The organism is Rhodococcus sp. Q1 (assembly GCF_004153645.1).
Taxonomy (GTDB): Bacteria; Actinomycetota; Actinomycetes; order Mycobacteriales; family Mycobacteriaceae; genus Rhodococcus; species Rhodococcus gordoniae.
The window spans coordinates 346,128-366,977 of sequence record NZ_SDMJ01000002.1 but is presented as its reverse complement, the minus strand read 5'-3'; the positions used below and the strand labels follow the sequence as shown (position 1 = coordinate 366,977).

20 protein-coding genes are annotated in these 20,850 nt (G+C 68.2%); 10 read left to right on the top strand and 10 right to left on the bottom strand.

Annotated features, from left to right (window positions below; all coding sequences use genetic code 11):
- Window positions 1-9: 9 nt before the first annotated feature.
- A complete protein-coding gene (locus EQ874_RS06545) occupies window positions 10-666 on the bottom strand; it encodes a type II toxin-antitoxin system PemK/MazF family toxin (protein WP_064063066.1) in 657 nt (218 codons plus the stop codon).
- A gap of 63 nt (window positions 667-729) precedes the next feature.
- Here EQ874_RS06545 and lepA point away from each other — a divergent pair, with 63 nt between their 5' ends.
- Together lepA and EQ874_RS06535 are read left to right on the top strand one after the other, a co-directional pair.
- Complete coding sequence (gene lepA / locus EQ874_RS06540) at window positions 730-2,625, top strand: translation elongation factor 4 (RefSeq protein WP_277986180.1); 1,896 nt, start codon at window positions 730-732, stop codon at window positions 2,623-2,625.
- 35 nt (window positions 2,626-2,660) lie between these two features.
- Window positions 2,661-3,593, top strand: coding sequence for a nitronate monooxygenase (locus tag EQ874_RS06535; protein ID WP_129976324.1), 933 nt, complete (start codon window positions 2,661-2,663; stop codon window positions 3,591-3,593).
- 90 nt (window positions 3,594-3,683) lie between these two features.
- Here EQ874_RS06535 and EQ874_RS06530 read toward each other — a convergent pair whose 3' ends face one another.
- Window positions 3,684-5,633 carry a glycoside hydrolase family 15 protein gene (locus EQ874_RS06530; RefSeq protein ID WP_129976323.1) on the bottom strand — a complete coding sequence of 650 codons (1,950 nt, stop codon included), beginning with the start codon at window positions 5,631-5,633 and terminating at the stop codon, window positions 3,684-3,686.
- 66 nt (window positions 5,634-5,699) lie between these two features.
- On the opposite strand from EQ874_RS06530, the gene EQ874_RS06525 reads away from it, so the two are divergent.
- The 6 genes from EQ874_RS06525 (at window position 5,700) to EQ874_RS06505 (ending at window position 10,064) form a co-directional block, all read left to right on the top strand.
- The gene (locus EQ874_RS06525; RefSeq protein ID WP_016935190.1) at window positions 5,700-5,906 is read left to right on the top strand and encodes a hypothetical protein; all 207 of its coding nucleotides are present in this window, start codon (window positions 5,700-5,702) and stop codon (window positions 5,904-5,906) included.
- Window positions 5,907-6,078: 172 nt separating this feature from the next.
- Window positions 6,079-6,171, top strand: coding sequence for an Ms4533A family Cys-rich leader peptide (locus tag EQ874_RS23420; protein WP_332307017.1), 93 nt, complete (start codon window positions 6,079-6,081; stop codon window positions 6,169-6,171).
- A 154-nt stretch (window positions 6,172-6,325) separates the two neighbouring features.
- Entirely contained in the window at window positions 6,326-7,354 is a 1,029-nt protein-coding gene (locus tag EQ874_RS06520; RefSeq protein WP_129976322.1) for a sulfate ABC transporter substrate-binding protein, read from the top strand.
- Between the two features lie 114 nt (window positions 7,355-7,468).
- On the top strand, window positions 7,469-8,266 hold the full coding sequence (gene cysT, locus EQ874_RS06515) for a sulfate ABC transporter permease subunit CysT (RefSeq protein WP_129976512.1): 798 nt from the start codon (window positions 7,469-7,471) through the stop codon (window positions 8,264-8,266).
- Entirely contained in the window at window positions 8,263-9,069 is an 807-nt protein-coding gene (gene cysW / locus EQ874_RS06510) for a sulfate ABC transporter permease subunit CysW (protein WP_129976321.1), read from the top strand. The genes cysT and cysW overlap by 4 nt, the downstream gene beginning before the upstream one ends.
- A complete protein-coding gene (locus EQ874_RS06505) occupies window positions 9,066-10,064 on the top strand; it encodes a sulfate ABC transporter ATP-binding protein (protein WP_129976320.1) in 999 nt (332 codons plus the stop codon). The genes cysW and EQ874_RS06505 overlap by 4 nt, the downstream gene beginning before the upstream one ends.
- A gap of 6 nt (window positions 10,065-10,070) precedes the next feature.
- On the opposite strand, the gene EQ874_RS06500 is transcribed toward EQ874_RS06505, so the two are convergent.
- The 7 genes from EQ874_RS06500 to EQ874_RS06470 form a co-directional block, all read right to left on the bottom strand.
- The gene (locus EQ874_RS06500) at window positions 10,071-10,949 is read right to left on the bottom strand and encodes a universal stress protein (protein ID WP_129976319.1); all 879 of its coding nucleotides are present in this window, start codon (window positions 10,947-10,949) and stop codon (window positions 10,071-10,073) included.
- A gap of 96 nt (window positions 10,950-11,045) precedes the next feature.
- Window positions 11,046-11,936: a polyphosphate kinase 2 gene (ppk2, locus tag EQ874_RS06495; RefSeq protein ID WP_016933378.1), complete on the bottom strand. Its 891-nt coding sequence runs from the start codon at window positions 11,934-11,936 to the stop codon at window positions 11,046-11,048.
- A 103-nt stretch (window positions 11,937-12,039) separates the two neighbouring features.
- Window positions 12,040-12,783 carry a sirohydrochlorin chelatase gene (locus EQ874_RS06490; RefSeq protein WP_129976318.1) on the bottom strand — a complete coding sequence of 248 codons (744 nt, stop codon included), beginning with the start codon at window positions 12,781-12,783 and terminating at the stop codon, window positions 12,040-12,042.
- Window positions 12,780-14,114, bottom strand: coding sequence for a GTP-binding protein (locus EQ874_RS06485; protein WP_129976317.1), 1,335 nt, complete (start codon window positions 14,112-14,114; stop codon window positions 12,780-12,782). The genes EQ874_RS06490 and EQ874_RS06485 overlap by 4 nt, the downstream gene beginning before the upstream one ends.
- Window positions 14,115-14,116: 2 nt before the next feature.
- Window positions 14,117-15,061 (bottom strand): sulfate adenylyltransferase subunit CysD, encoded by a 945-nt coding sequence (gene cysD, locus EQ874_RS06480; protein WP_129976316.1) that lies wholly within the window; start codon window positions 15,059-15,061, stop codon window positions 14,117-14,119.
- A complete protein-coding gene (locus tag EQ874_RS06475) occupies window positions 15,058-15,783 on the bottom strand; it encodes a phosphoadenylyl-sulfate reductase (protein WP_129976315.1) in 726 nt (241 codons plus the stop codon). Before EQ874_RS06475 ends, cysD begins: the two co-directional genes overlap by 4 nt.
- A 49-nt stretch (window positions 15,784-15,832) precedes the next feature.
- Window positions 15,833-17,551, bottom strand: coding sequence for a nitrite/sulfite reductase (locus tag EQ874_RS06470; protein WP_129976314.1), 1,719 nt, complete (start codon window positions 17,549-17,551; stop codon window positions 15,833-15,835).
- Window positions 17,552-17,943: 392 nt separating this feature from the next.
- Here EQ874_RS06470 and hemW point away from each other — a divergent pair, with 392 nt between their 5' ends.
- Window positions 17,944-19,155: a radical SAM family heme chaperone HemW gene (gene hemW, locus EQ874_RS06465; protein ID WP_242496687.1), complete on the top strand. Its 1,212-nt coding sequence runs from the start codon at window positions 17,944-17,946 to the stop codon at window positions 19,153-19,155.
- 96 nt (window positions 19,156-19,251) lie between these two features.
- On the opposite strand, the gene EQ874_RS06460 is transcribed toward hemW, so the two are convergent.
- Window positions 19,252-19,605, bottom strand: a complete 354-nt coding sequence (locus EQ874_RS06460) for a type II toxin-antitoxin system VapB family antitoxin (protein WP_016933791.1) — start codon at window positions 19,603-19,605, stop codon at window positions 19,252-19,254.
- 158 nt (window positions 19,606-19,763) lie between these two features.
- Here EQ874_RS06460 and hrcA point away from each other — a divergent pair, with 158 nt between their 5' ends.
- Window positions 19,764-20,807 carry a heat-inducible transcriptional repressor HrcA gene (gene hrcA, locus EQ874_RS06455; RefSeq protein WP_129976312.1) on the top strand — a complete coding sequence of 348 codons (1,044 nt, stop codon included), beginning with the start codon at window positions 19,764-19,766 and terminating at the stop codon, window positions 20,805-20,807.
- Window positions 20,808-20,850: the final 43 nt, after the last annotated feature.

Sequence of the window (20,850 nt, the reverse complement as noted above, 5' to 3'; positions counted from 1 at the left end):
CGGTCCGGTTCAGCTCCAGCCGAACTCGGTGCGGAGCCGGACCGCGACCTGATCGAACCGTGCCCGGGGAAGGATCGCCCCCTCGCGGCGGATGCCGTCCTCCGGGACGTCGAGCACGCGATCGAGTCGAACCCAGCTCGGACGGTTCTCCACGTCCCACGGTCCGGAGCCGATCCCGAGCCAGTCGCGCTGACCGTCGCGGTCGGTGTTCGACGACAACATCAGTCCGAGCAGCGTCGAGTCGTCGCGTCCCACCACGAGCACCGGGCGGTCCTTGCCCTGCGCCGGGTCGTCCTCGTAGGCCACCCAGGTCCACACGATCTCGCCCGGATCGGCGCGGCCGTCCAGGTCGGGGGAGTATTCGAGGCGGCGCGCACGCTGGGCGGTCGGCGTGGTGCGCGAGGCCACCGGCCGGCCGGGGGCCGGGCGCTTCGTGCCGGCGGGGGTCTTCGCAGCGCCGGGCTTCGGTGCGGCCGTCCCGGCAGCACCGGGCTTCGGTGCCTCGGTGGTACCGCTTCCGGAGGTGCCGGTCTGTGCGGTCGGGTTCAGCGCGGCGCGTGCCCTGTCGAGCGCTCCGGACTGCTGCAACTGCTGGTAGATCTTCGGTCCCTGCTCGACGGCGAGACGCCCGAGTTGCCTGCCCAACTTCTTCCATGTACCGGCCACGGGAACCGAGCTTAACCGGACCGGACACGGGCGAAGTCCCGGCCGCTGCCCGACTTGGATATTCTGCAGGGTGACCGCGGTCTGCAGGCCGCTGCCAGTCCGAGTCAGGAGCACGACATCAGCACCTTCGCCGACACCACGTTCACGGACCCCGCGAAGATCCGGAACTTCTGCATCATCGCGCACATCGACCATGGAAAGTCGACGCTCGCCGACCGGATGCTGCAGCTCACCGGGGTGGTCGAGGAGCGGCAGATGCGCGCCCAGTACCTCGACCGCATGGACATCGAGCGCGAGCGCGGCATCACGATCAAGGCGCAGAACGTGCGCCTGCCGTGGAAGCTCGACGGTGAAGACTTTGTGATGCACCTGATCGACACGCCCGGTCACGTCGACTTCACCTACGAGGTCTCCCGTGCGCTCGAGGCATGCGAGGGGGCGGTCCTGCTCGTCGACGCCGCGCAGGGCATCGAGGCGCAGACCCTCGCCAACCTCTACCTCGCGCTCGACAAGGACCTGACGATCATCCCGGTCCTCAACAAGATCGACCTGCCCGCGGCCGATCCCGATCGGTACGCCGGCGAGATCGCGAACATCATCGGCTGCGAGCCGTCCGACGTGCTCCGGGTCTCGGGCAAGACCGGCGAGGGTGTCCCCGAACTCATCGACGCCGTGATCCGGCAGGTGCCGCCGCCGGTGGGCGACGCCGATGCGCCCGCCCGCGCCATGATCTTCGACTCCGTCTACGACACCTACCGCGGCGTCGTGACGTACGTGCGTGTGGTGGACGGCAAGATCGTCCCCCGCGAGAAGATCAAGATGATGTCGACGGGCACGACCCACGAACTGCTCGAGGTCGGCATCGTCTCGCCCGAACCCAAGGCCACAGCCGGACTCGGCGTCGGCGAGGTGGGCTACCTCATCACCGGCGTGAAGGACGTGCGCCAATCGAAGGTCGGCGATACCGTCACCACCGCCCGCAACGGTGCCGAGGAGCCGCTCACCGGCTACCGCGAACCGCGCCCGATGGTCTACTCCGGTCTGTATCCGCTCGACGGCTCCGACTACCCGGTGCTGCGCGACGCGCTCGACAAGCTCCAGCTCAACGACGCCGCGCTCACCTACGAACCCGAGACGTCCGTCGCCCTCGGCTTCGGTTTCCGCTGTGGCTTCCTCGGCCTGCTGCACATGGAGATCACCCGCGAGCGCCTCGAGCGCGAGTTCGGCCTCGACCTGATCTCCACCGCACCGAACGTCGTGTACCGCGTGGTGCTCGAGGGCGGGGAGGAAGTCGTCGTGACGAACCCGTCCGTGTGGCCCGAAGGCAAGGCGCGCGAGATCTACGAACCGATCGTCAAGTGCACCATCATCGCGCCGAGCGAGTTCATCGGCTCGATCATGGAACTGTGCCAGTCGCGGCGCGGCGAGCTCGGCGGCATGGACTACCTGTCCGAGACCCGCGTCGAACTGCGGTACACGCTGCCGATGGCCGAGATCATCTTCGACTTCTTCGACTCGCTCAAGTCGCGAACCCGCGGTTACGCCTCGATGGACTACGAGGAGGCCGGCGAGCAGCAGGCCGCGCTGGTGAAGGTCGACATCCTGCTCCAGGGTGAGGCCGTCGACGCGTTCAGCGCGATCGTCCACAAGGATGCCGCCGCCGCCTACGGCAACAAGATGACGACCAAGCTCAAGGAACTCATCCCGCGGCAGCAGTTCGAGGTTCCCGTCCAGGCGGCCATCGGCTCGAAGATCATCGCCCGCGAGAACATCCGGGCGATCCGCAAGGACGTTCTCGCCAAGTGCTACGGCGGCGACATCAGCCGTAAGCGCAAGCTGCTCGAGAAGCAGAAGGAAGGCAAGAAGCGGATGAAGACGATCGGCCGGGTCGACGTGCCACAGGAAGCGTTCGTCGCCGCGCTCTCGTCGGAGGCCTCGTCGGACAAGCCGAAGAAGTAGCCGTCCCTGCTCCGAGGCCCATCGGAAGGATTCGCATGCTCGACACCTGGCTCACCCGTGAACTCGGAATCTCCGTTCCCCTGCTGGGCGCGCCCATGGGTGGACGTGCCGGCGGGCGGCTCGCCGGCGAGGTGACCCGTGCCGGCGGTCTCGGCCTCATCGGCGCCGCCCGGTACAACACCGCCGAGTGGATCGCGGGGGAGGTCCGCACCGCCCGCGAGATCGGAGGCGGACCTGTCGGATTCGGCCTGATGACCTGGGCGCTCGCCGACGACGACAGCCTCCTCACCGCCGTGCTCGACCACCGGCCGCAGCTGGTCACGCTCTCGTTCGGCGATCCCGCACCCTACATCGAGCGGGTCCACGAGGCAGGGGCCGTGGTGCTCTCGCAGATCAACACGATCGACGATCTGCGGGTCGTCGAGGCGGCGGGTGTCGACGCGGTGATCGCGCAGGGCCACGAGGCCGGTGGGCACACCGGAAGGATCGGCACCCTGCCGCTGCTGCAGGAGGTGCTCGAGTCGACGTCGCTGCCGGTACTCGCCGCAGGTGGCATCGCCACGGGTCGCGGCCTGGCGGCGGTGCTCGCGGCGGGTGGGCAGGGTGCCCTGGTCGGTACGGCCCTGCTCGCCAGTCCCGAGACCGTCGGCCCGGACTACGCCCGCGGCCGGCTCGTCGAGGCGGGCAGCGCCGACACCGTCTACACCGACGTCTTCGACAAGGCCCGGCACCAGCCGTGGCCGGCGCGATGGGGTGGGCGCGCCCTGCGCAACGCGTTCACCGACGAATGGCACGGCCGGGACGCCGACGAGGAGACCCTCGCGGAGGCGTACACGGGCGACGACCCCGACATCGGTGTGGTGTATGCGGGGGAGGCGGCCGGGCTGGTGCGGTCCGAGCGGCCCGCGGGCGAGGTGATCCGGGACATCGCCGAACAGGCGGAATCGCTGCTGTCCCGGTTTCGCTGAGGGGTGCCGTCGGCGCGGACGCCCCCGCTCGAGTCGAATTCGACGGGATCCGGCCGCAGCTCGGGGCGGTCGCCGGCACCGGAGACCGAGTCACGGACCGAGATGCGCCGGCCGGAAGTTGCCTGTTCCGATCTCGCGTTCGGCGCGGATGACATGGACGACGGCGTTGATGAGCGCCAGATGGGTGAAGGCCTGCGGGTAGTTCCCCAGATGCCGTCCCGTGTCGGTGTCGATCTCCTCGGCGTAGAGCTTCAACGGACTCGCGAAGTCGAGCAGACGTTGGCACAGTGCAGTGGCCCGCTCCACCTCACCGATCTCGACCAGCGCCGACACCAGCCAGAACGAGCAGATGGTGAACGAGCCCTCCTTGCCCGCGAGTCCGTCGTCGGTCGTCTCGACCCGATAGCGCAGTACGAGACCGTCCTCGGTGAGTTCGTCGGCGATCGTCAGCACCGTGGCCCGCACCCGCGGATCGTCCGCGGGCAGGAACCGCAGCAACGGGATCAGCAGCGCGGAGGCGTCGAGTGAGGGATGCCCGTAGCGCTGGGTGAACACCCCGCGCTCGTCGACGCCGTGCTCCAGGATGTCGGCCTTGATCTCGTCGGCGACGGCTGCCCACTTCCGGGCGTAGTCGGGCCGGCCCTGGAGTTCGGCGAGTTTCGCGCCGCGGTCGAGTGCCACCCAGCACATCACCTTCGAGGACACGAAGTGCTGGGGCTCGCCCCGCACCTCCCAGATTCCCCGATCGGGTTTGCGCCAGTTGGCCGCTGCTTCTTCCACCTGTCGGCGCAACGTGTGCAGCAACGTCTGGGGAAAATGTCCGCGGGACTTCACGTGCAGATACACCGAATCGAGCAGCGTGCCCCAGATGTCGTGCTGCTGCTGGTGATAGGCGTCGTTGCCGATCCGGACCGGGGTGGCGGCGTCGTACCCGCTCAGATGCTCGAGGGTCGACTCGGGCAGTTCGCGCTCACCACCGACCCCGTACATCACCTGGAGTGGATATCGCACCCCGTCCGCGTCGCGCGAGACGTCGAGGATGAACGAGAAGAAATCGTCGGCCTCCCGGTCGAACCCGAGTGTGTACAGGCCCCACAACGCGAAGGTCGAATCGCGCACCCACGCGTAGCGGTAGTCCCAGTTTCGCTCTCCGCCAAGGGTTTCCGGCAGCGATGTGGTCGACGCGGCGAGCAGCGCCCCGGTCGGGCTGTAGGTCAGTCCCTTGAGCGTGAGGGCGCTGTGCTGCAGGTAGGTGCGCCAGGGGTGATCCGGGAATCGGCCCGTCGTGATCCATTCCCGCCAGTAGTCCTGGGTGGCGACCATCTTGACCATGGCCTCGTCGAAGGTGTGCGGCATCGGGCAGTCCGACCACGACAGTGCGACGAACGCCGTGTCGCCCTTGTGGAGTCGACGCCGCGCGCGGACCTCGCGGTTCTCGATCCCGAGGCGCAGATCCGTGGTCATGCGCAGCGTCGGGTGCTCGTCCGGTGCGTTCCTGCACACCGCGGTGGCCTCTTCGTAGACCTTGCCGGTGTAGCTCCACTCGGTCCGGCCGCGGTGGTAGTCGAAGGCAGGTTCGCAGCTGACATACAGGTCCACGGTCCCGTTCACGCAACGCACCGTCCGCAGCAGCATGTGCTCGGCCTCCCAGTCGGACGGGGTCCGGCGATGCGTCGTCGAGCGCTCCTCGACGTCGTACCACGGGGCCATGACCAGCGCGTCCCGCACGATCATCCATCCCGTGTCGGTCTGCCAGGTCGTCTCCAGGACCAGGCCGCCCGGCAGGTACCGGCGTGCGGCAGGAACCGTGCGGTCGTGCGGCGACAACCGGAAATGTCCCGCGCTGCGGTCCAGCAGCGACCCGAACACGCTGGGGGAGTCCGGTCTGGGCACACACATCCACTCCACCGTGCCGTCGCGCGCGATCAGACAGGTGCTCTCGCAGTCCGAGAGGAATGCGTAGTCGTCGATGGGTGGGAACGGACTCCGCCGGAAGGGTGCCCCTGCCGGCGGTGAGGAGGAGTGGTGATGGTGGTCCATCCCTCCATGATCACCGTGGGCCGGGCGGATCGCAGGGTGGTTGCCGAACCTACTAGGGTGTAACCAATGGATCGGGTGGCATCGTGGTGGGACGGCTTCGAGCTGTGGCTCGCGGGCTTGTCCTTCGTCCCCCAGGTGGCCCTGGTATCGGCGGTGCTGGTGCCGGCCTGCTTCGGGGTCGCATGGTCGCTCGATCGGGCGATGGCCGGCGTCTTCCGACTGCTCGGCCGTGAAGAGACGGACTCGCCCGCCACGACGACGGAGGATTGCTGACATGCCGCGTTCGCGCGTGACCCTGGCGCTGATCGCGCTGCTGATCATCGTCGTCGTCGCCTGGCTCCTCTCCATGTGAGCACTCCGCTCGCGGATCCGGTTCCGGTGCTCGATCCGCGGTGTCCGAATCGTCGATTCCGGTCGACCTTCCACCTCTGCTAGTCTCTCCCGCGTGTCCGCGACCACAGTGCCCCACATCCGCCATGAACTGGCGTTGATCGCTGTGGGCATGCCTTCGGTCGCCGACATCGACTGTTGTCGCTGACCCCCTCTTCTCTGCGGTCCCCGTGTCCGGGTCTGCCCGGTTCCTGCCGGTTCCGCATCCTCGCGAATTCCGACCTGTCCGATCCCGGCAGCTCCTCCTCGTCCGGGTCAGGCCGCATTCATTCCCCTCGAAACAGCCCCTCAGGAGGCTCGTCATGAAACGTTCCAGGCTCGTCGTCGCGACGCTCGCGGCGGTCACCGCGATCACCACCCTGACCGCCTGCTCCGGAGGTTCGAGCGACACCGTCGGAGCGGAGAGCGGGGCCGACGGATCCGGCGGCACGGTCGATCTCTACGCCTACGCGGTGCCGAAGGTCGGGTTCGACCTGCTGATCCCCGCCTTCCAGGAGACCGAGGAAGGGGAGGGCGTCGTCTTCCAGCAGTCCTACGGGGCCTCCGGAGACCAGTCCCGGAAGGTGCGCGACGGCGCCGAGGCCAACTTCGTGAACTTCTCGGTCGAGCCCGACATCACCCGTCTCGTCGACGCCGGACTGGTCGACGAGGGGTGGAAGGACAACGCCTACAAGGGGATTCCGTTCGGATCGGTCGTCACCATCGTGGTCCGTGAGGGCAATCCGAAGAACATCCGGGACTGGGACGACCTGCTGCGCCCGGACGTCGAGGTCGTCACGCCCAACCCGTTCAGTTCGGGTTCGGCGAAGTGGAATCTGCTCGCCCCGTACGCCGCGAAGAGCAACGGTGGCGCCGACCCGCAGGCCGGCATCGACTACGTCACCGCGCTGGTCACCGATCACGTGAAGGTGCAGCCGAAGTCCGGTCGCGAGGCCACCGAGACCTTCCTGCAGGGTACCGGCGACGTGCTGCTGAGCTACGAGAACGAGGCACTGTTCATCGAGCGCAACGGCGACCCCGTCGAGCACGTCACCCCGCCCATCACCTTCAAGATCGAGAACCCTGCGGCGGTGCTGAAGAACGCGAAGGATGTCGAGGTTGCGCAGGCGTTCAACGACTTCCTGTACACCCCCGAGGCGCAGCGTCTGTGGGCCGAAGCCGGCTTCCGGCCCGTCGACCCGGCCGTCGCCGAGGAGTTCGCCGACGAGTTCCCGCAGCCGGAGACGCTGTGGACGGTCGCCGACCTCGGCGGCTGGGACACCGTGAACGAGGAGCTGTTCGCCGACAGCACCGGTACCATCGCGGTGATCTACGACAACGCCACGAAGTAGAGCACGCGCGTGACCGTTTCGGAACACACCGCCGGGTCGGGAGATTCGTCTCCCGCTCCGGCGGGTTCGCGTCGCGGGCCGTCCACCGCGGCCCCCGCCCGGCCGCGACGCCGGATGTTCACCGGCGCCGTCGGGCCCCTCGGTATCGGCATCGCCACCCTGTGGTTGAGCCTGATCGTCCTGCTTCCCCTCGCAGCCCTGGCCTTCCACTCCGTCTCGGACGGACTCGGAACGTTCGTCGATGCGATCACCGCGCCCGCCGCCCTCGCGACCCTGCGGATCACCGTCGTCGTCTCGCTGGTCGTCGCGGCCATCAACGCCGTGATGGGCACAGTGATCGCGTGGGTGCTCGTCCGTGACGAGTTCCCGGGGAAGAAGTTCGTCGACGCACTCATCGACCTGCCCTTCGCCCTGCCCACTATCGTCGCGAGCATCGTGCTGCTCTCGCTGTACGGACCGCAGAGCCCGATCGGTGTGCAGCTCAACGCGACCGAGCCGGGACTGGTGGTGGCGCTGGCGTTCGTCACGCTGCCGTTCGTGGTGCGCTCCGTGCAGCCGGTGCTCATCGAAGCCGACCGGGAGGTCGAGGAGGCCGCCGCCTCGCTCGGCGCCGGCAACGTCACGATCTTCCGCACGGTGGTCCTGCCGGTGCTCGCACCGGCGATCCTCGGCGGCACCGGGCTGGCCTTCGCCCGCGCCATCGGTGAGTACGGCTCGATCGTGCTCATCGGCGGCAACATCCCCTACAAGACGCAGGTCGCGTCGCAGTACATCCAGCAGCAGATCGAGATCGACCGGTCGGTCAACGCCGCCGCGGTCTCCGTCGTGCTGTTGGTGCTCGCATTCGTCGTGCTGTTCGTTCTGCGCCTGGTCGCGAACCGCGGATTGCGCCGAGAGGAGGACGACCGGTGAAACCGTCCCTCGCATCCCGACTGTCGCTGCGCTTCGTCGCGCTCGCCTATCTGTTCGTGCTGTTGCTCGTCCCGATCGGGGTGATCCTCTACCGCACTTTCGAGAACGGCATCGTGGCGTTCGCCGAGTCGATCAGCACCCCGGCGGCGATCTCGGCGCTGAACCTGTCGCTGCTGATCGTCGCGATCGTCGTTCCCCTGAACGTGATCTTCGGCATCGTGGTCGCGCTGGCGCTCGTCCGCGGCCGATTCCCGGGGCGGGGACTGCTGCAGGCCGTCGTCGACCTGCCCTTCGCCGTCTCACCGATCGTCGTGGGTGTCGCGCTGATCATGCTGTGGGGCGCCGACGGCTGGTTCGGTGCCGTCGAGGATCTCGGTGTCAAGGTGATCTTCGGGCTGCCGGGCATGGTGCTCGCGACGATCTTCGTGACCCTGCCCTTCGTGGTGCGCGAGGTCGAACCGGTGTTGCGTGAGATCGGGGAGGAGCAGGAGCAGGCAGCTGCGACCCTCGGCGCGAACACGTGGCAGACCTTCTGGCGGATCACGCTGCCGGCGATCCGCTGGGGCCTGACCTACGGCATCGTCCTCACCGTCGCGCGAGCCCTCGGCGAGTTCGGCGCCGTCATCATGGTCTCGTCCGGCTTCCCCGGCGTCTCCCAGACGCTGACGTTGCTCGTCCACGCCCGGTACATCGACGACCACAACACCTTCGGCGCCTACAGCGCCGCGACCCTGCTCATGGCCATCGCGGTGATCGTCCTGCTGCTGATGACCCTGCTCGACCGGAAGAGGAGCACCGAATGATCACCGTCACCGGGGCGCGCAAGAACTACGGAGACTTCGCCGCACTCGACGACGTCGGCATCGACATCCCGTCCGGCTCGCTCACCGCGCTGCTCGGGCCGTCGGGTTCGGGGAAATCGACCCTGCTGCGCTCGATCGCCGGTCTCGAGACCCTCGACGCGGGCACCGTCCACATCGCCGGTGAGGACGTCACCGACATCTCCCCGCAGAAGCGCGACATCGGCTTCGTCTTCCAGCACTACGCGGCGTTCAAGCACATGACGGTGCGTGAGAACGTCGCCTTCGGACTGAAGATCCGCAAACGCCCCAAGGCCGAGATCACCAGGCGGGTCGACGAACTCCTCGAGATCGTCGGGCTCGGCGGATTCCAGCGACGCTATCCGGCACAGTTGTCCGGTGGCCAGCGCCAGCGCATGGCGCTCGCCCGGGCCCTCGCCGTCGATCCGCAGGTGCTGCTGCTCGACGAGCCGTTCGGTGCGCTGGACGCGAAGGTCCGCGCCGACCTGCGCACCTGGCTGCGTCGCCTGCACGACGAGGTCCACGTCACCACTGTGCTGGTGACGCACGACCAGGAGGAGGCACTCGACGTCGCCGACCGTATCGCGGTGATGAACGCCGGACGTATCGAGCAGATCGGAACACCCGAGGAACTCTATGATCGCCCGGCGAACAGCTTCGTCATGTCGTTTCTCGGGACGGTGTCCGAGCTCAACGGTGTGCTGCTGCGCCCGCACGACATCCGGCTGACTCGGCAGCCCACTCTCTCCGAGGCGTCCGGTGGAGCTGTCGGTGTCACGCGGGCGACCGTCGAGCGTGTCGTCCGGCTGGGCTTCGAGGTGCGTGTCGAACTGCGCAACGATGCGACCGGCGATCGGTTCACGACGCAGATCACCCGCGGCGAGGCCCACGATCTCGGGCTTGCCGCGGGCGACACCGTCTACGCGCACGCCCCGGCCGCGTCGGAGGGCGAACCTCTCGGTACCCTCGCGCCGTGAACGAGGTCAGTGGGCTTCGGCATCCGCTTCCGCGCGGCGTCGGGCCCTGCAGATCATGACCGGGCAGCAGCTGTGGTGGATCAGCCCTTGGCTGCTCGAGCCCACGATCGAGGCGGCCAGAGGGCTTCGGCCGTGGCTTCCCACCACGACCAGCTGGGCGGTCTTCGACTCCTCGAGCAGCACGATGTCGGGCTTGCCCCGCTCCACCCGGTAGGAGACGTCGACGTCGGGATACTGTTCGGTGTATCCGGCCGTGTTCGTGATCATCTCCTTCTTCCGGTACTCGACGTACGCCGACCAGTCCCTGAATCGTGAGCCCTCGCCGTAGGTCAGGGTCGACTGCTCGGTCCAGGTGTGGAGCACGACGAGCGGCGCCTCGAGCGCACACGCGGTCGCGAAGGCCTGTTCCACGGCGGCCGCACTGAGCTCGGTACCGTCCACCCCGACGACGACCGGACGGCCGTCGGGCGGCCGGAACCCCTCCCGGCTGCGCCACGTCACCACCGGGCATTCGGCGTTGTTGGCGACGGATACGACGTCGGAGCGCCGGACCATCGACTGCCATTCGCTGGTGGTGGTGTGTCCGAGAACGATCATCCTTGCCTCGCGCGACAGTTCGGTGAGCACGCGATCCGGCTTGCCCGACGGCGTGGACCGTCGAACCTCGACCCGGTCGACCGCGCCACGAACCGCTGCTTCCGAGGTGGTGAGAACGGCCTCCGACGGGTCGGTGCCGTTGTCGGAGGTGGGGGGATGAACGTGGACCAGGTCGATCGGTTCGCCGAGACGTCGGGCAACGCAGGCGGCCCACCGGGCCGCATCGAGTGCGCTGTCCGATCCGTCGATGCCGACGACGATTCCGTGACCGACATTGGCTGTGCCCATGCTGCCTCCTCGCGTCACCATCCAGTGTGGTACGGATCACAGCGTGTGCGCCAGCCCTGCCGGTCCCGGCAGGTGCGGAACACCGCTACGGAGGCCCTAGTCGCCGACGGCATCCTTGCCGCGCCGGACGATCATCGGGTCGGCCGGGAAGACGATCTGGCGGTCCTTGTCGTCGTACTCGAACTGGTCGAGGAAGAACCGCATCGCGTTGATCCGGGCCCGCTTCTTGTCGTTGGACTTGATGGTCGTCCACGGCGCCCAGTCGGTGTCGGTGCGCCGGAACATCTCTTCCTTCGCGTCGGTGTACTGGTCCCATTTGTCGAGCGACTCGAGGTCCATCTCCGACAGCTTCCATCGCCGGACCGGATCGAGCTGGCGGATCGCGAAGCGGGTGCGCTGTTCCCTCCGAGTGACGGAGAACCAGAACTTCGTCAGAGTGATGCCGGCGTCCACGACGAGCTGTTCGAACATCGGGACCTGTTCCATGAAGCGCTCGTATTCGTCGTCGCTGCAGAAGCCCATGACGCGTTCGACCCCGGCGCGGTTGTACCAGGACCGGTCGAACAGTACGAGTTCACCGGCGGTGGGGAAGTGCTGAATGTAGCGCTGCAGGTACCACTGACCGTGCTCGCGGTCGGACGGCTTGTTGAGCGCGACGGTGCGGGCGTGCCGGACGTTGATGTACTCCTGGAACCGTTTGATCGTGCCACCCTTGCCGGCGGCGTCGCGGCCCTCGAACACGATGATGTGCTTGGATCCGTTGTCCTTGGCCCACGACTGGAACTTCAGCAGTTCGATCTGCAGGAGATACTTCTCGACCTCGTAGGTGGCGCGATCCATCCGAGTGTCGTACGGATAGTTCTCCCGCCAGGTGTCGACGGCCTTGCCCTCGATGTCGATCAGGTCGGGGTCCTCGCCGTGGTCGTCGCGCACCGAGTAGCCCTCCGTGCGGAGCCGATCGATGTAGCGACGGAGTTCGTTCTGCACGCGCGGTCCTCCCGGATCACGGATATCGAGTGACGCCCTGTGGTTACGTTGTAGCGGAGGAATGCGAATCGCGGGTGAACTCGGACGGAGAGTCGGTGGCGACTCAGGCCACGCGCAGCTCGTGTCCCCGGCGCAGGGTCTCGGTGTACCGCTCGGTGATCACCCGCGCGACGGCGTCGTGCCGGGTGAGGGTCTGCGCGACCCGCACGTGCCCGAGGTTTTCGGCGGCGGTGCGGGCGCGATCCCACAGCAGCCCTGGGGCGAGGATCCACGGTGTCAGCACGACGGTGCGGGCGCCGCGAGAGGTGAGGGTGTCGAGGGCCGCCTCGACCGACGGCGCCGTGGTGGCGAAGCACGCCGCGGCCCGCGTCCACGCCGTGCCGGCGAGAATGCGGGGCACGACCAGTTCCGTCGTCCGGTTCGCTTCGGGGCGCCGCGATCCCACCGCGCACACCGCGACTCCCACGGACGGATCGTCCACCGACACACCCGTCGCCGTGATCAGGTCGCGAGCCGCGTCGACGAGGAGATCATCGTCGCCGAGGATCGGTGAGCACAGCACCTCGAGCAGCGGATGACGTTGCTGCGCCTCGTGCAACAGGGCCGGCAGATCGACCCGCGCGTGGAAGGCGCTGCCGAGCAGCAGCGGCACCACCGCGACCTGCCGATGCCCGTCCGCGGCGAGCGCGTCGAGGACCTGCCCGACCGACGGGGTGTTCAGGTCCAGGAACGCGAGTCGCACGTCCAGACCGGGATTCTCGGCCCGGACGGTGTCGAGCGCAGCAGCCACGGCCCGCGCCGATCGCGGGTCGCGACTGCCGTGCGCGACGGCGACGAGCGGCATCATGCCGGGACGCGGTCCCCGAGCTCGATGTCGGCGAGTCCGTCGCCCACGAGTCCGGCCGCGAGGGTGTTGCCCCCGGCCGGATCGATGAGCAGGAAGCTGCCGCTGCGACGGTTGACGCGGTAGTCGTCCGCGGCGATCGGCTCGGCGACGCGCACCGTGATGCGCGCGATCTCGTTGAGCTCGATGCTCTCCGGGCTGGGGACGGAGGAGAGGTCCTGCTCGTCGAACCGCTCGTCGATCGTCCCGACGATGGCCTGCGTGGTGCGGGTGCCGTGCTTGAGCAGCAGCCGGGCGCCGGGGCGCAGCGGCTTCTCGGCGAGCCAGCACACGGTGGCCTCGAACTCGGACAGCGGCTCCGGTGCGGCCTGCGGCGTGGCGATGATGTCCCCGCGGGAGACGTCGACGTCGTCGGCGAGCACCAGCGTCACCGACCGGCCGGCGTGCGCGACATCGAATGCGCCGTCGGCAGTGTCGATGCGCTCGACGGTGGTGCGGACACCGGACGGCAGCACGACGACCTCGTCGCCGGGACGCACGGAACCCGCTGCGACCTGACCCGCGTAGCCGCGGTAGTCGGGGAACTCCGCCGTGCGGGGACGGATCACGTACTGCACCGGGAACCGCAGACCGGTCTCGTGCCGGCCGTGCACATCCGCGTCGACGGGGACGGACTCGAGGTACTCGATGAGGGTCGGGCCGTCGTAGTAGGGGGTGTTCTCGCTGCGCACCGCCACATTGTCGCCGTGCAGCGCGGAGACCGGGATCTCCTGCACGTCCTCGGCCGCCCAGCCGAGCGAACTCGTCAGCTCGCCGAACTCTGCGGAGATCTGCGCGAACACCGCCGCCGGATCCTCGACGAGGTCGATCTTGTTGACCGCGAGGACGAGCTTCGGCACACCGAGCAGGGCGAGCACCGCGGCGTGCTTGCGGGTCTGCGAGACGACGCCCTTGCGCGCGTCGACCAGCAGGACGACGAGCTGCGCGGTGGACGCACCCGAGACGGTGTTGCGGGTGTACTGGACGTGGCCGGGGGTGTCCGCCAGGACGAAACTGCGCTTCGGCGTGGCGAAGTAGCGATACGCCACGTCGATGGTGATGCCCTGCTCACGTTCGGCGCGCAGGCCGTCGACGAGCAACGACAGGTCGGGGGTGTCGAGGCCGCGATCGACCGACGCGCGGGTGACGGCGTCGATCTGGTCGGCGAGCACGGACTTGGTGTCGTACAGCAGCCGGCCCACCAGGGTGGACTTGCCGTCGTCGACCGAACCGGCGGTGGCGAGGCGCAGCAGCTGCGTGTCGCTCTGCACGGCCCGCTCGTGGAGGTCGCTCATGATCAGAAATAGCCCTCTCGCTTGCGGTCTTCCATCGCCGCTTCGGAAACCCGGTCGTCGCCGCGGGTGGCGCCGCGCTCGGTCAGTCGTGATGCCGCGACCTCGGCGAGGATCTCCTCGTTCGTGGAGGCCTCGGACAGGATCGCGCCGGTGGTCGAGCCGTCGCCGACGGTGCGGTAGCGCACCGAACGCACCTCGAGCTCTTCGCCTTCGGCCGGACCGCCCCAGACACCCGGGGTCATCCACATGCCGTCGCGGCGGTAGACGGGACGCTCGTGCGCGTAGTAGATGCTCGCCAGTTCGACGTTCTCGCGGGCGATGTACCGCCAGATGTCGAGTTCGGTGAAGTTGCTCAGCGGGAAGACGCGCACGTGCTCCCCGGGTGCGTGCCGCCCGTTGTACAGATTCCACAGTTCGGGACGCTGACGCTTCGGGTCCCACTGGCCGAATGCGTTGCGCAGCGAGAAGATCCGCTCCTTGGCGCGCGAACGCTCCTCGTCGCGGCGGCCACCGCCGAAGACGGCGTCGAACCGGTTCTCCGAGATCGCGTCGAGCAGCGGAACGGTCTGCAGCGGGTTGCGGATGCCGTCGGGACGCTCGGTGAGCCGGCCGTCGGCGAGATAGTCCTCGACGCTCGCGACGTGCAGGCGCAGGTTGTACTTCGAGACCACGTGATCGCGGAACTCGAGAACCTCGGGGAGGTTGTGCCCGGTGTCGACGTGCAGCAACGCGAAGGGCAGCGGTGCCGGCCAGAAGGCCTTGATCGCCAGGTGCAGCAGGACGGTGGAGTCCTTGCCTCCGGAGAACAGGATGACGGGTCGTTCGAACTCGCCCGCGACCTCGCGGAAGACGTGGATCGCCTCCGACTCGAGGGCATCGAGGGTGTCGAACCGGTTGCCGTCCGACAGTGTCCGGGCTTCGGTGGGATTCGTATCGGTGAGTGTCATGAGGCGTGCAACCCGCATTCGGTCTTGGCTCGGCCGGCCCAGCGCCCGCTGCGCGGATCGGCTCCGGGAAGTGGTTTGGTGGTGCACGGGGCGCACCCGATGGACGGGTAGCCCTCGTCGACGAGGGGATTGACGAGGATCCCGTGTTCGTCGATGTAGTTCTGCATGTCCTCGTCGGACCATGCCGCGATCGGATTGATCTTCACCAGCCCGAACGCGTCGTCGAACGAGACGAGCGGAGCGTTCGCGCGGGTGGGGGCCTCGACGCGGCGGATGCCGGTCACCCATGCGCGGTAGCCCTTCAGGCTCTCCGTCAGCGGTACCACCTTGCGCAGGCGGCAGCACTCGTTCGGATCGCGGGCGAACAGATCCTTGCCGAGCAGGTCGTCCTGCTCCGTGACCGACTGCTGTGCCTGCGCGTCGACGATGTTCACGCCGTACACCTGCGCCACCGCGTCACGTGTGCCGAGCGTCTCGGCGAAGTGGTAGCCGGTGTCGAGGAACAGCACGTCCACCCCGGGGCGCTGCTGCGCGGCGAGATGGACCAGGACCCCGTCCTGCATGTTGGACGCGACGATGTAGCCGCTGCGTCCGCTGTCGGTGGGGGTACCGAACGTCTCGTCCGTCCAACGCAGGAGTTCCTGCGCCGACGCACCCTCGAGTTCTGCCGCCCCCTGCGCGGCAATACTCCGGAGTTCGTCGATGTTCGTGTCGATCGTCATCGCGTCCCTTCCCGATCCGTCTTCGTGTCGACCGCTGCAACAGTGCCGGTCATCGCAGGTCGGCCTCCTCGGCCCGGACGGCCCATTCGCCGAAACGCTCGCCCTCGGTGCGCTCCTTGACGAAGGTGCGCACCACCCGCTCGATGTAGTCGCCGAGTTCGGCGCTGGTGACCTTGTGCTGGCGCAGCTTGCGCCCGAACTTCGCGTCGAAGCCCAACGCACCGCCGAGATGCACCTGGAATCCCTCGACCTGGTTGCCCTCACCGTCGTCGACGAGCTGGCCCTTGAAGCCGATGTCGGCGATCTGGGAACGCGCGCACGAGTTGGGGCAGCCGTTGATGTTGATCGTGACCGGAACGTCGAGCTGCGCGTTGATGTCGGCGAGCCGCTCCTCGAGTTCGGGCACCAGGGCCTGCGAACGCTTGCGTGTCTCGACGAAGGACAGCTTGCAGAACTCGATTCCCGTGCAGGCCATGAGATTCTTGCGCCACGGCGACGGCGAGGCCGGCAGACCCAGCGCCTCGAGCTCGGTGACGAGCTGCTCGACCTTGTCGTCGGCGACGTCGAGCACGATGAGCTTCTGGTAGGGCGTGAACCGGATCCGGTCGGAGCCCGCCCGCTCGGCGGCGTCGGCCACTGCGGACAGGATCGTGCCCGAGACACGGCCGGCGATCGGCGCGACCCCCACGGCGTTGAGGCCGTTGCGCAGCTTCTGGACGCCGACGTGGTCGATCGGACGCTCGGGAGCGGCCGGGGCCGGGCCGTCGATCAGCGGACGCTTCAGGTACTCGGTCTCGAGCACCTTGCGGAACTTCTCGATGCCCCAGTCCTTGATGAGGAACTTCAGGCGCGCCTTGGACCGCAACCGGCGGTAGCCGTAGTCGCGGAAGATCGCGACGACGCCCTCCCACACGTCGGCGACCTCGTGCAGCGGGATCCACGCGCCGACCCGTTGCGCGAGCATCGGGTTGGTGGACAGACCGCCGCCGACCCACAAATCGAAACCGGGACCGTGCTCGGGGTGCTCGACGCCGATGAAGGCGACGTCGTTGATCTCGTGCACGACGTCCTGCTGGCCGGAGATCGCGGTCTTGAACTTGCGCGGCAGGTTCGAGTACTCGGGGTTGCCGATGTAGCGGCGCACGATCTCGTCGATCGCCGGGGTGCCGTCGATGATCTCGTCGAGGGACTCACCGGCGAGCGGTGAACCGAGTACGACGCGGGGGCAGTCGCCGCACGCCTCGGTGGTCTTCAGGCCGACCGATTCGAGACGCCGCCAGATCTCCGGGACGTTCTCGACCTCGATCCAGTGGTACTGGACGTTCTGGCGGTCGGACAGGTCGGCGGTGTCGCGGCCGAACTCGGTGGAGATACCGGCGATCGTCCGCAGCTGGGTCACATTCAGGGCGCCGGCGTCGCAGCGCACCCGCATCATGAAGTACTTCGCCTCGAGCAGGTCGAGGTTCTCGTCGCCGGTGTAGGTGCCGTCGTAGCCCTGCTCGCGCTGGGTGTACAGACCCCACCAGCGGAACCGGCCGCGCAGGTCGCTCTTGTCGATGCCGTCGAAACCGGTGTGCGCGTAGATATCCTCGATACGCCGACGGACATTGAGCGGGTTGTCGTCCTTCTTCGCTTGCTCGTTCGCGTTGAGCGGCTCCCGGTAACCGAGGGCCCACTGTCCCTCGGAGCGGCGGGTGGCAGGTCGCGCAGCGCGACGTGCGGGCTTGGCCGACTCGTCGGCGGGAGTGACGTCGGTGGTCGACGACATACAGGGTCTCCTGATGTTCGCTGGAACCGGATCGGCGAGCGCAGGAGGGGGCTGAACCTCGTGCACGCATGCTTCGACCCGGCGGGATCTGGGATGTGCCGGGGAGTGCCGACTAGGAACAGTCGGCGCAGAGACGAGCGGCGCAAGGCAGACAGCAGGACGCGCAGACGCGCTTGAAGTCGACGTGGCGTCGCGCCACGAGTCGCACTCCGGGTCCTGTCATGCCGACCATTGTGCCATGTCACCGGGGCGATTCCGAATTGTGGCCGGTATTTCCACCCGATTTTCGGGAAATGTCGAGGTAGGGGGCTCGCGCGCGGAGGTGCCCTCCGGCTCTCTGGAAGACTGGGGTCGTGAACACCACGGAGATCGGTCGGCGCACCGGCACGGAAATCGGTATCGCGGGTCGTCCGGCCGGTCTCGAACTTCCCGCTCCGGCGCTCGCGGGGGTGGGGACGCGACCGTTCGGGGTGTACGTGCACGTGCCCTTCTGCGCGACCCGCTGCGGCTACTGCGATTTCAACACCTACACGGCCGGTGAGCTCGGCAGCGCCGCCTCACCGCAGTCCTGGCTCGAGGGTCTGCGCCGCGAACTCGACGCCGGCGCCCGGTTGCTCTCGGACACCGGACGACAGGCGCCCGCCGCCGAGACGGTCTTCGTCGGCGGCGGCACCCCCTCGCTGCTCGGCGCGGACGGGCTCGCGCAGGTGCTCGACGCGATCCGCGACTCGTTCGGACTGGCGCCCGGCGCCGAGGTGACCACCGAATCCAACCCCGAATCCACCTCCACGCAGTTCTTCTCGGCCATCCGGGAGGCCGGATACACCCGCGTGTCGCTGGGCATGCAGTCCGCCGCGCCGCACGTGCTGGCGGTTCTCGACCGCACCCACACACCCGGGCGGCCGGTCGCGGCGGCGAAGGAAGCGCGCGCCGCCGGTTTCGACCATGTCAACCTCGATCTGATCTACGGCACACCGGGCGAGCGCGACGCCGACCTCGACGCCTCCCTCGACGCGGTGCTCGAGGCGGGCGTCGACCACGTCTCGGCGTACGCGCTCATCGTCGAGGACGGCACCGCGCTCGCGCGCCGTGTGCGTCGCGGCGAGCTGCCCGCACCGGACGACGATGTGCTCGCCACGCGGTACGAACGGATCGACGCACGACTCGCCGAGGCGGGTATGACCTGGTACGAGGTGTCCAACTGGGCGAAGGCCGACGATCCGTCGGCGCGCTGCGCCCACAACCTCGGCTACTGGGACGGTGGCGATTGGTGGGGTGCCGGACCGGGGGCGCACAGTCACGTCGGCGGCGTGCGCTGGTGGAACGTCAAGCACCCCGCCCGCTACGCGTCGACCCTCGCCGACGGTGTCCTGCCCGTGGCGGGCAGCGAACACCTCACGGCCGAGGACCGGCACACCGAACTCGTGATGCTCACCGTCCGGCTGCGCACGGGCCTGCCGCTCGCCGTGCTCGACGCCGAGGAGCGCGAGGCGGCGGAGACGGTGATCGCGGACGGTCTCGCGGTGGTGCACGACGACCATCTCGTGCTGACCGACCGGGGCAGGCTGCTGGCCGACGCGGTGGTCCGCTCGATCCTCACCTAGCCGGCTCGTCCGTGCCCACTGCTTCCCGGTCGCGGCCCGAGCTCGGTCGCTCCGTCGGACATCGGTCGAAACGGAGTGAGTCCACTCCTGATCCGGCTACGCGGGAGACGTGCCCCGAACCTCGGCACCCGGATCGGAAGCGCCACCGGGAATCAACAGGTCGTACTCGAACACCCGGACGTGCATCACCGGCCGGTTCCGCAGCGCGGACTGCACCGCCCGGTGGAGCCCGTCCTCGAGATACAGCACGCCCTGCCACTGGACGGCGTGCGGGAACAGATCGCCGTAGAAGGTCGAATCCTCCGACAACAGCCGGTCGAGTTCGAGAACCTTCGTGGTCGTGACGATTTCGTCGAGGCGCACCTGACGGGGCGGAATCCTCGACCAGTCGCGCAGAGACAGTCCGTGATCGGGATACGGCTTGCCGTCCCGGACGCCCTTGAAGATCATGCGAACACATTACGGGGAACACGCTGCCGGCGTCGCGTCCGGTGCCGGGGTGGTGTCGCGCACGTGCCCGACACCTGCACGGTCCTCGCGCGATTAGACTGGCAGGGTACGGCCCCGAGAGGTGCGGTCCTGCAGGCGGCGGAAACGGAGGTGGCGGGTTGTCGAGTACCGAGGAGCGGAGATTCAAGGTCTTGCGCGCCATCGTGGCGGATTATGTGTCCACCAAGGAGCCGATCGGCTCCAAGACTCTCGTCGACCGGCACAATCTCGGTGTATCCAGCGCCACGGTCCGCAACGACATGGCTGTGCTCGAAGCCGAGGGATACATCACACAGACCCACACGAGTTCCGGGCGTGTACCCACCGACAAGGGCTACCGCCAGTTCGTCGACAGGATCGCGGAGGTCAAGCCGCTCTCGTCGGCCGAGCGTCGCGCGATCCTGCAGTTCCTCGAATCCGGTGTCGACCTCGACGATGTGCTGCGGCGCGCGGTGCGTCTGCTCGCACAGCTCACCCGTCAGGTCGCGGTCGTGCAGTACCCGACGCTCTCGGCGTCGTCCGTGCGACACCTCGAGGTGGTCGGGCTGACACCGGCGCGGCTGCTGCTCGTGCTCATCACCGATTCGGGTCGCGTGGATCAGCGGATCGTCGAACTCGGCGACGTGATCGACGAGGACGGTCTGTCGCGACTGCGTGAGCTGCTCGGCGGGGCGCTGGCCGGCAAGCGGCTCGCTGCCGCGTCCGTCGCGGTCACCGAACTCGCCGACAACGCGCCGGAGGATCTGCGCGACGCGCTCATCCGGTGCACCACGGTGCTGGTGGAAACCCTCGTCGAGCATCCCGAGGAACGCCTCGTGCTCGGCGGCACCGCCAACCTCACCCGCAACGCCGCGGACTTCGACGGCCACGGGATCGTGCCGGGATCGTTGCGCACGGTCCTCGAAGCGCTCGAGGAGCAGGTGGTGGTGCTGAAGCTGCTCGCGTCCAGCCAGGACGCCGGCCGGGTCACCGTCCGCATCGGTGAGGAGACCCAGTTCGAGGAGATGCGCACCACCTCCGTCGTGTCCACCGGCTACGGTGCCGCAGGTACGGTCTTCGGTGGTCTGGGAGTGCTCGGCCCCACCCGGATGGACTATCCGGGAACCATCGCATCGGTGGCTACCGTTGCGAGATATATCGGTGAGGTGCTCGGCGAGCGCTGAGCACCGTCCATTTTCTGTGTAGAACGAAGTAAGGACGAGAACG

What these genes read in the sequence shown, in the direction of transcription:
- EQ874_RS06535 (WP_129976324.1), top strand. Translation starts at nt 2,661, where the DNA reads ATGCTCGACACCTGGCTCACCCGTGAACTCGGAATCTCCGTTCCCCTG.
- EQ874_RS06530 (WP_129976323.1), bottom strand. Translation starts at nt 5,633, where the DNA reads ATGGACCACCATCACCACTCCTCCTCACCGCCGGCAGGGGCACCCTTC.
- EQ874_RS06525 (WP_016935190.1), top strand. Translation starts at nt 5,700, where the DNA reads ATGGATCGGGTGGCATCGTGGTGGGACGGCTTCGAGCTGTGGCTCGCG.
- EQ874_RS06520 (WP_129976322.1), top strand. Translation starts at nt 6,326, where the DNA reads ATGAAACGTTCCAGGCTCGTCGTCGCGACGCTCGCGGCGGTCACCGCG.
- cysT (WP_129976512.1), top strand. Translation starts at nt 7,469, where the DNA reads ATGTTCACCGGCGCCGTCGGGCCCCTCGGTATCGGCATCGCCACCCTG.
- EQ874_RS06505 (WP_129976320.1), top strand. Translation starts at nt 9,066, where the DNA reads ATGATCACCGTCACCGGGGCGCGCAAGAACTACGGAGACTTCGCCGCA.
- EQ874_RS06500 (WP_129976319.1), bottom strand. Translation starts at nt 10,949, where the DNA reads ATGGGCACAGCCAATGTCGGTCACGGAATCGTCGTCGGCATCGACGGA.
- EQ874_RS06490 (WP_129976318.1), bottom strand. Translation starts at nt 12,783, where the DNA reads ATGATGCCGCTCGTCGCCGTCGCGCACGGCAGTCGCGACCCGCGATCG.
- EQ874_RS06485 (WP_129976317.1), bottom strand. Translation starts at nt 14,114, where the DNA reads ATGAGCGACCTCCACGAGCGGGCCGTGCAGAGCGACACGCAGCTGCTG.
- cysD (WP_129976316.1), bottom strand. Translation starts at nt 15,061, where the DNA reads ATGACACTCACCGATACGAATCCCACCGAAGCCCGGACACTGTCGGAC.
- EQ874_RS06475 (WP_129976315.1), bottom strand. Translation starts at nt 15,783, where the DNA reads ATGACGATCGACACGAACATCGACGAACTCCGGAGTATTGCCGCGCAG.
- EQ874_RS06470 (WP_129976314.1), bottom strand. Translation starts at nt 17,551, where the DNA reads ATGTCGTCGACCACCGACGTCACTCCCGCCGACGAGTCGGCCAAGCCC.
- EQ874_RS06460 (WP_016933791.1), bottom strand. Translation starts at nt 19,605, where the DNA reads ATGATCTTCAAGGGCGTCCGGGACGGCAAGCCGTATCCCGATCACGGA.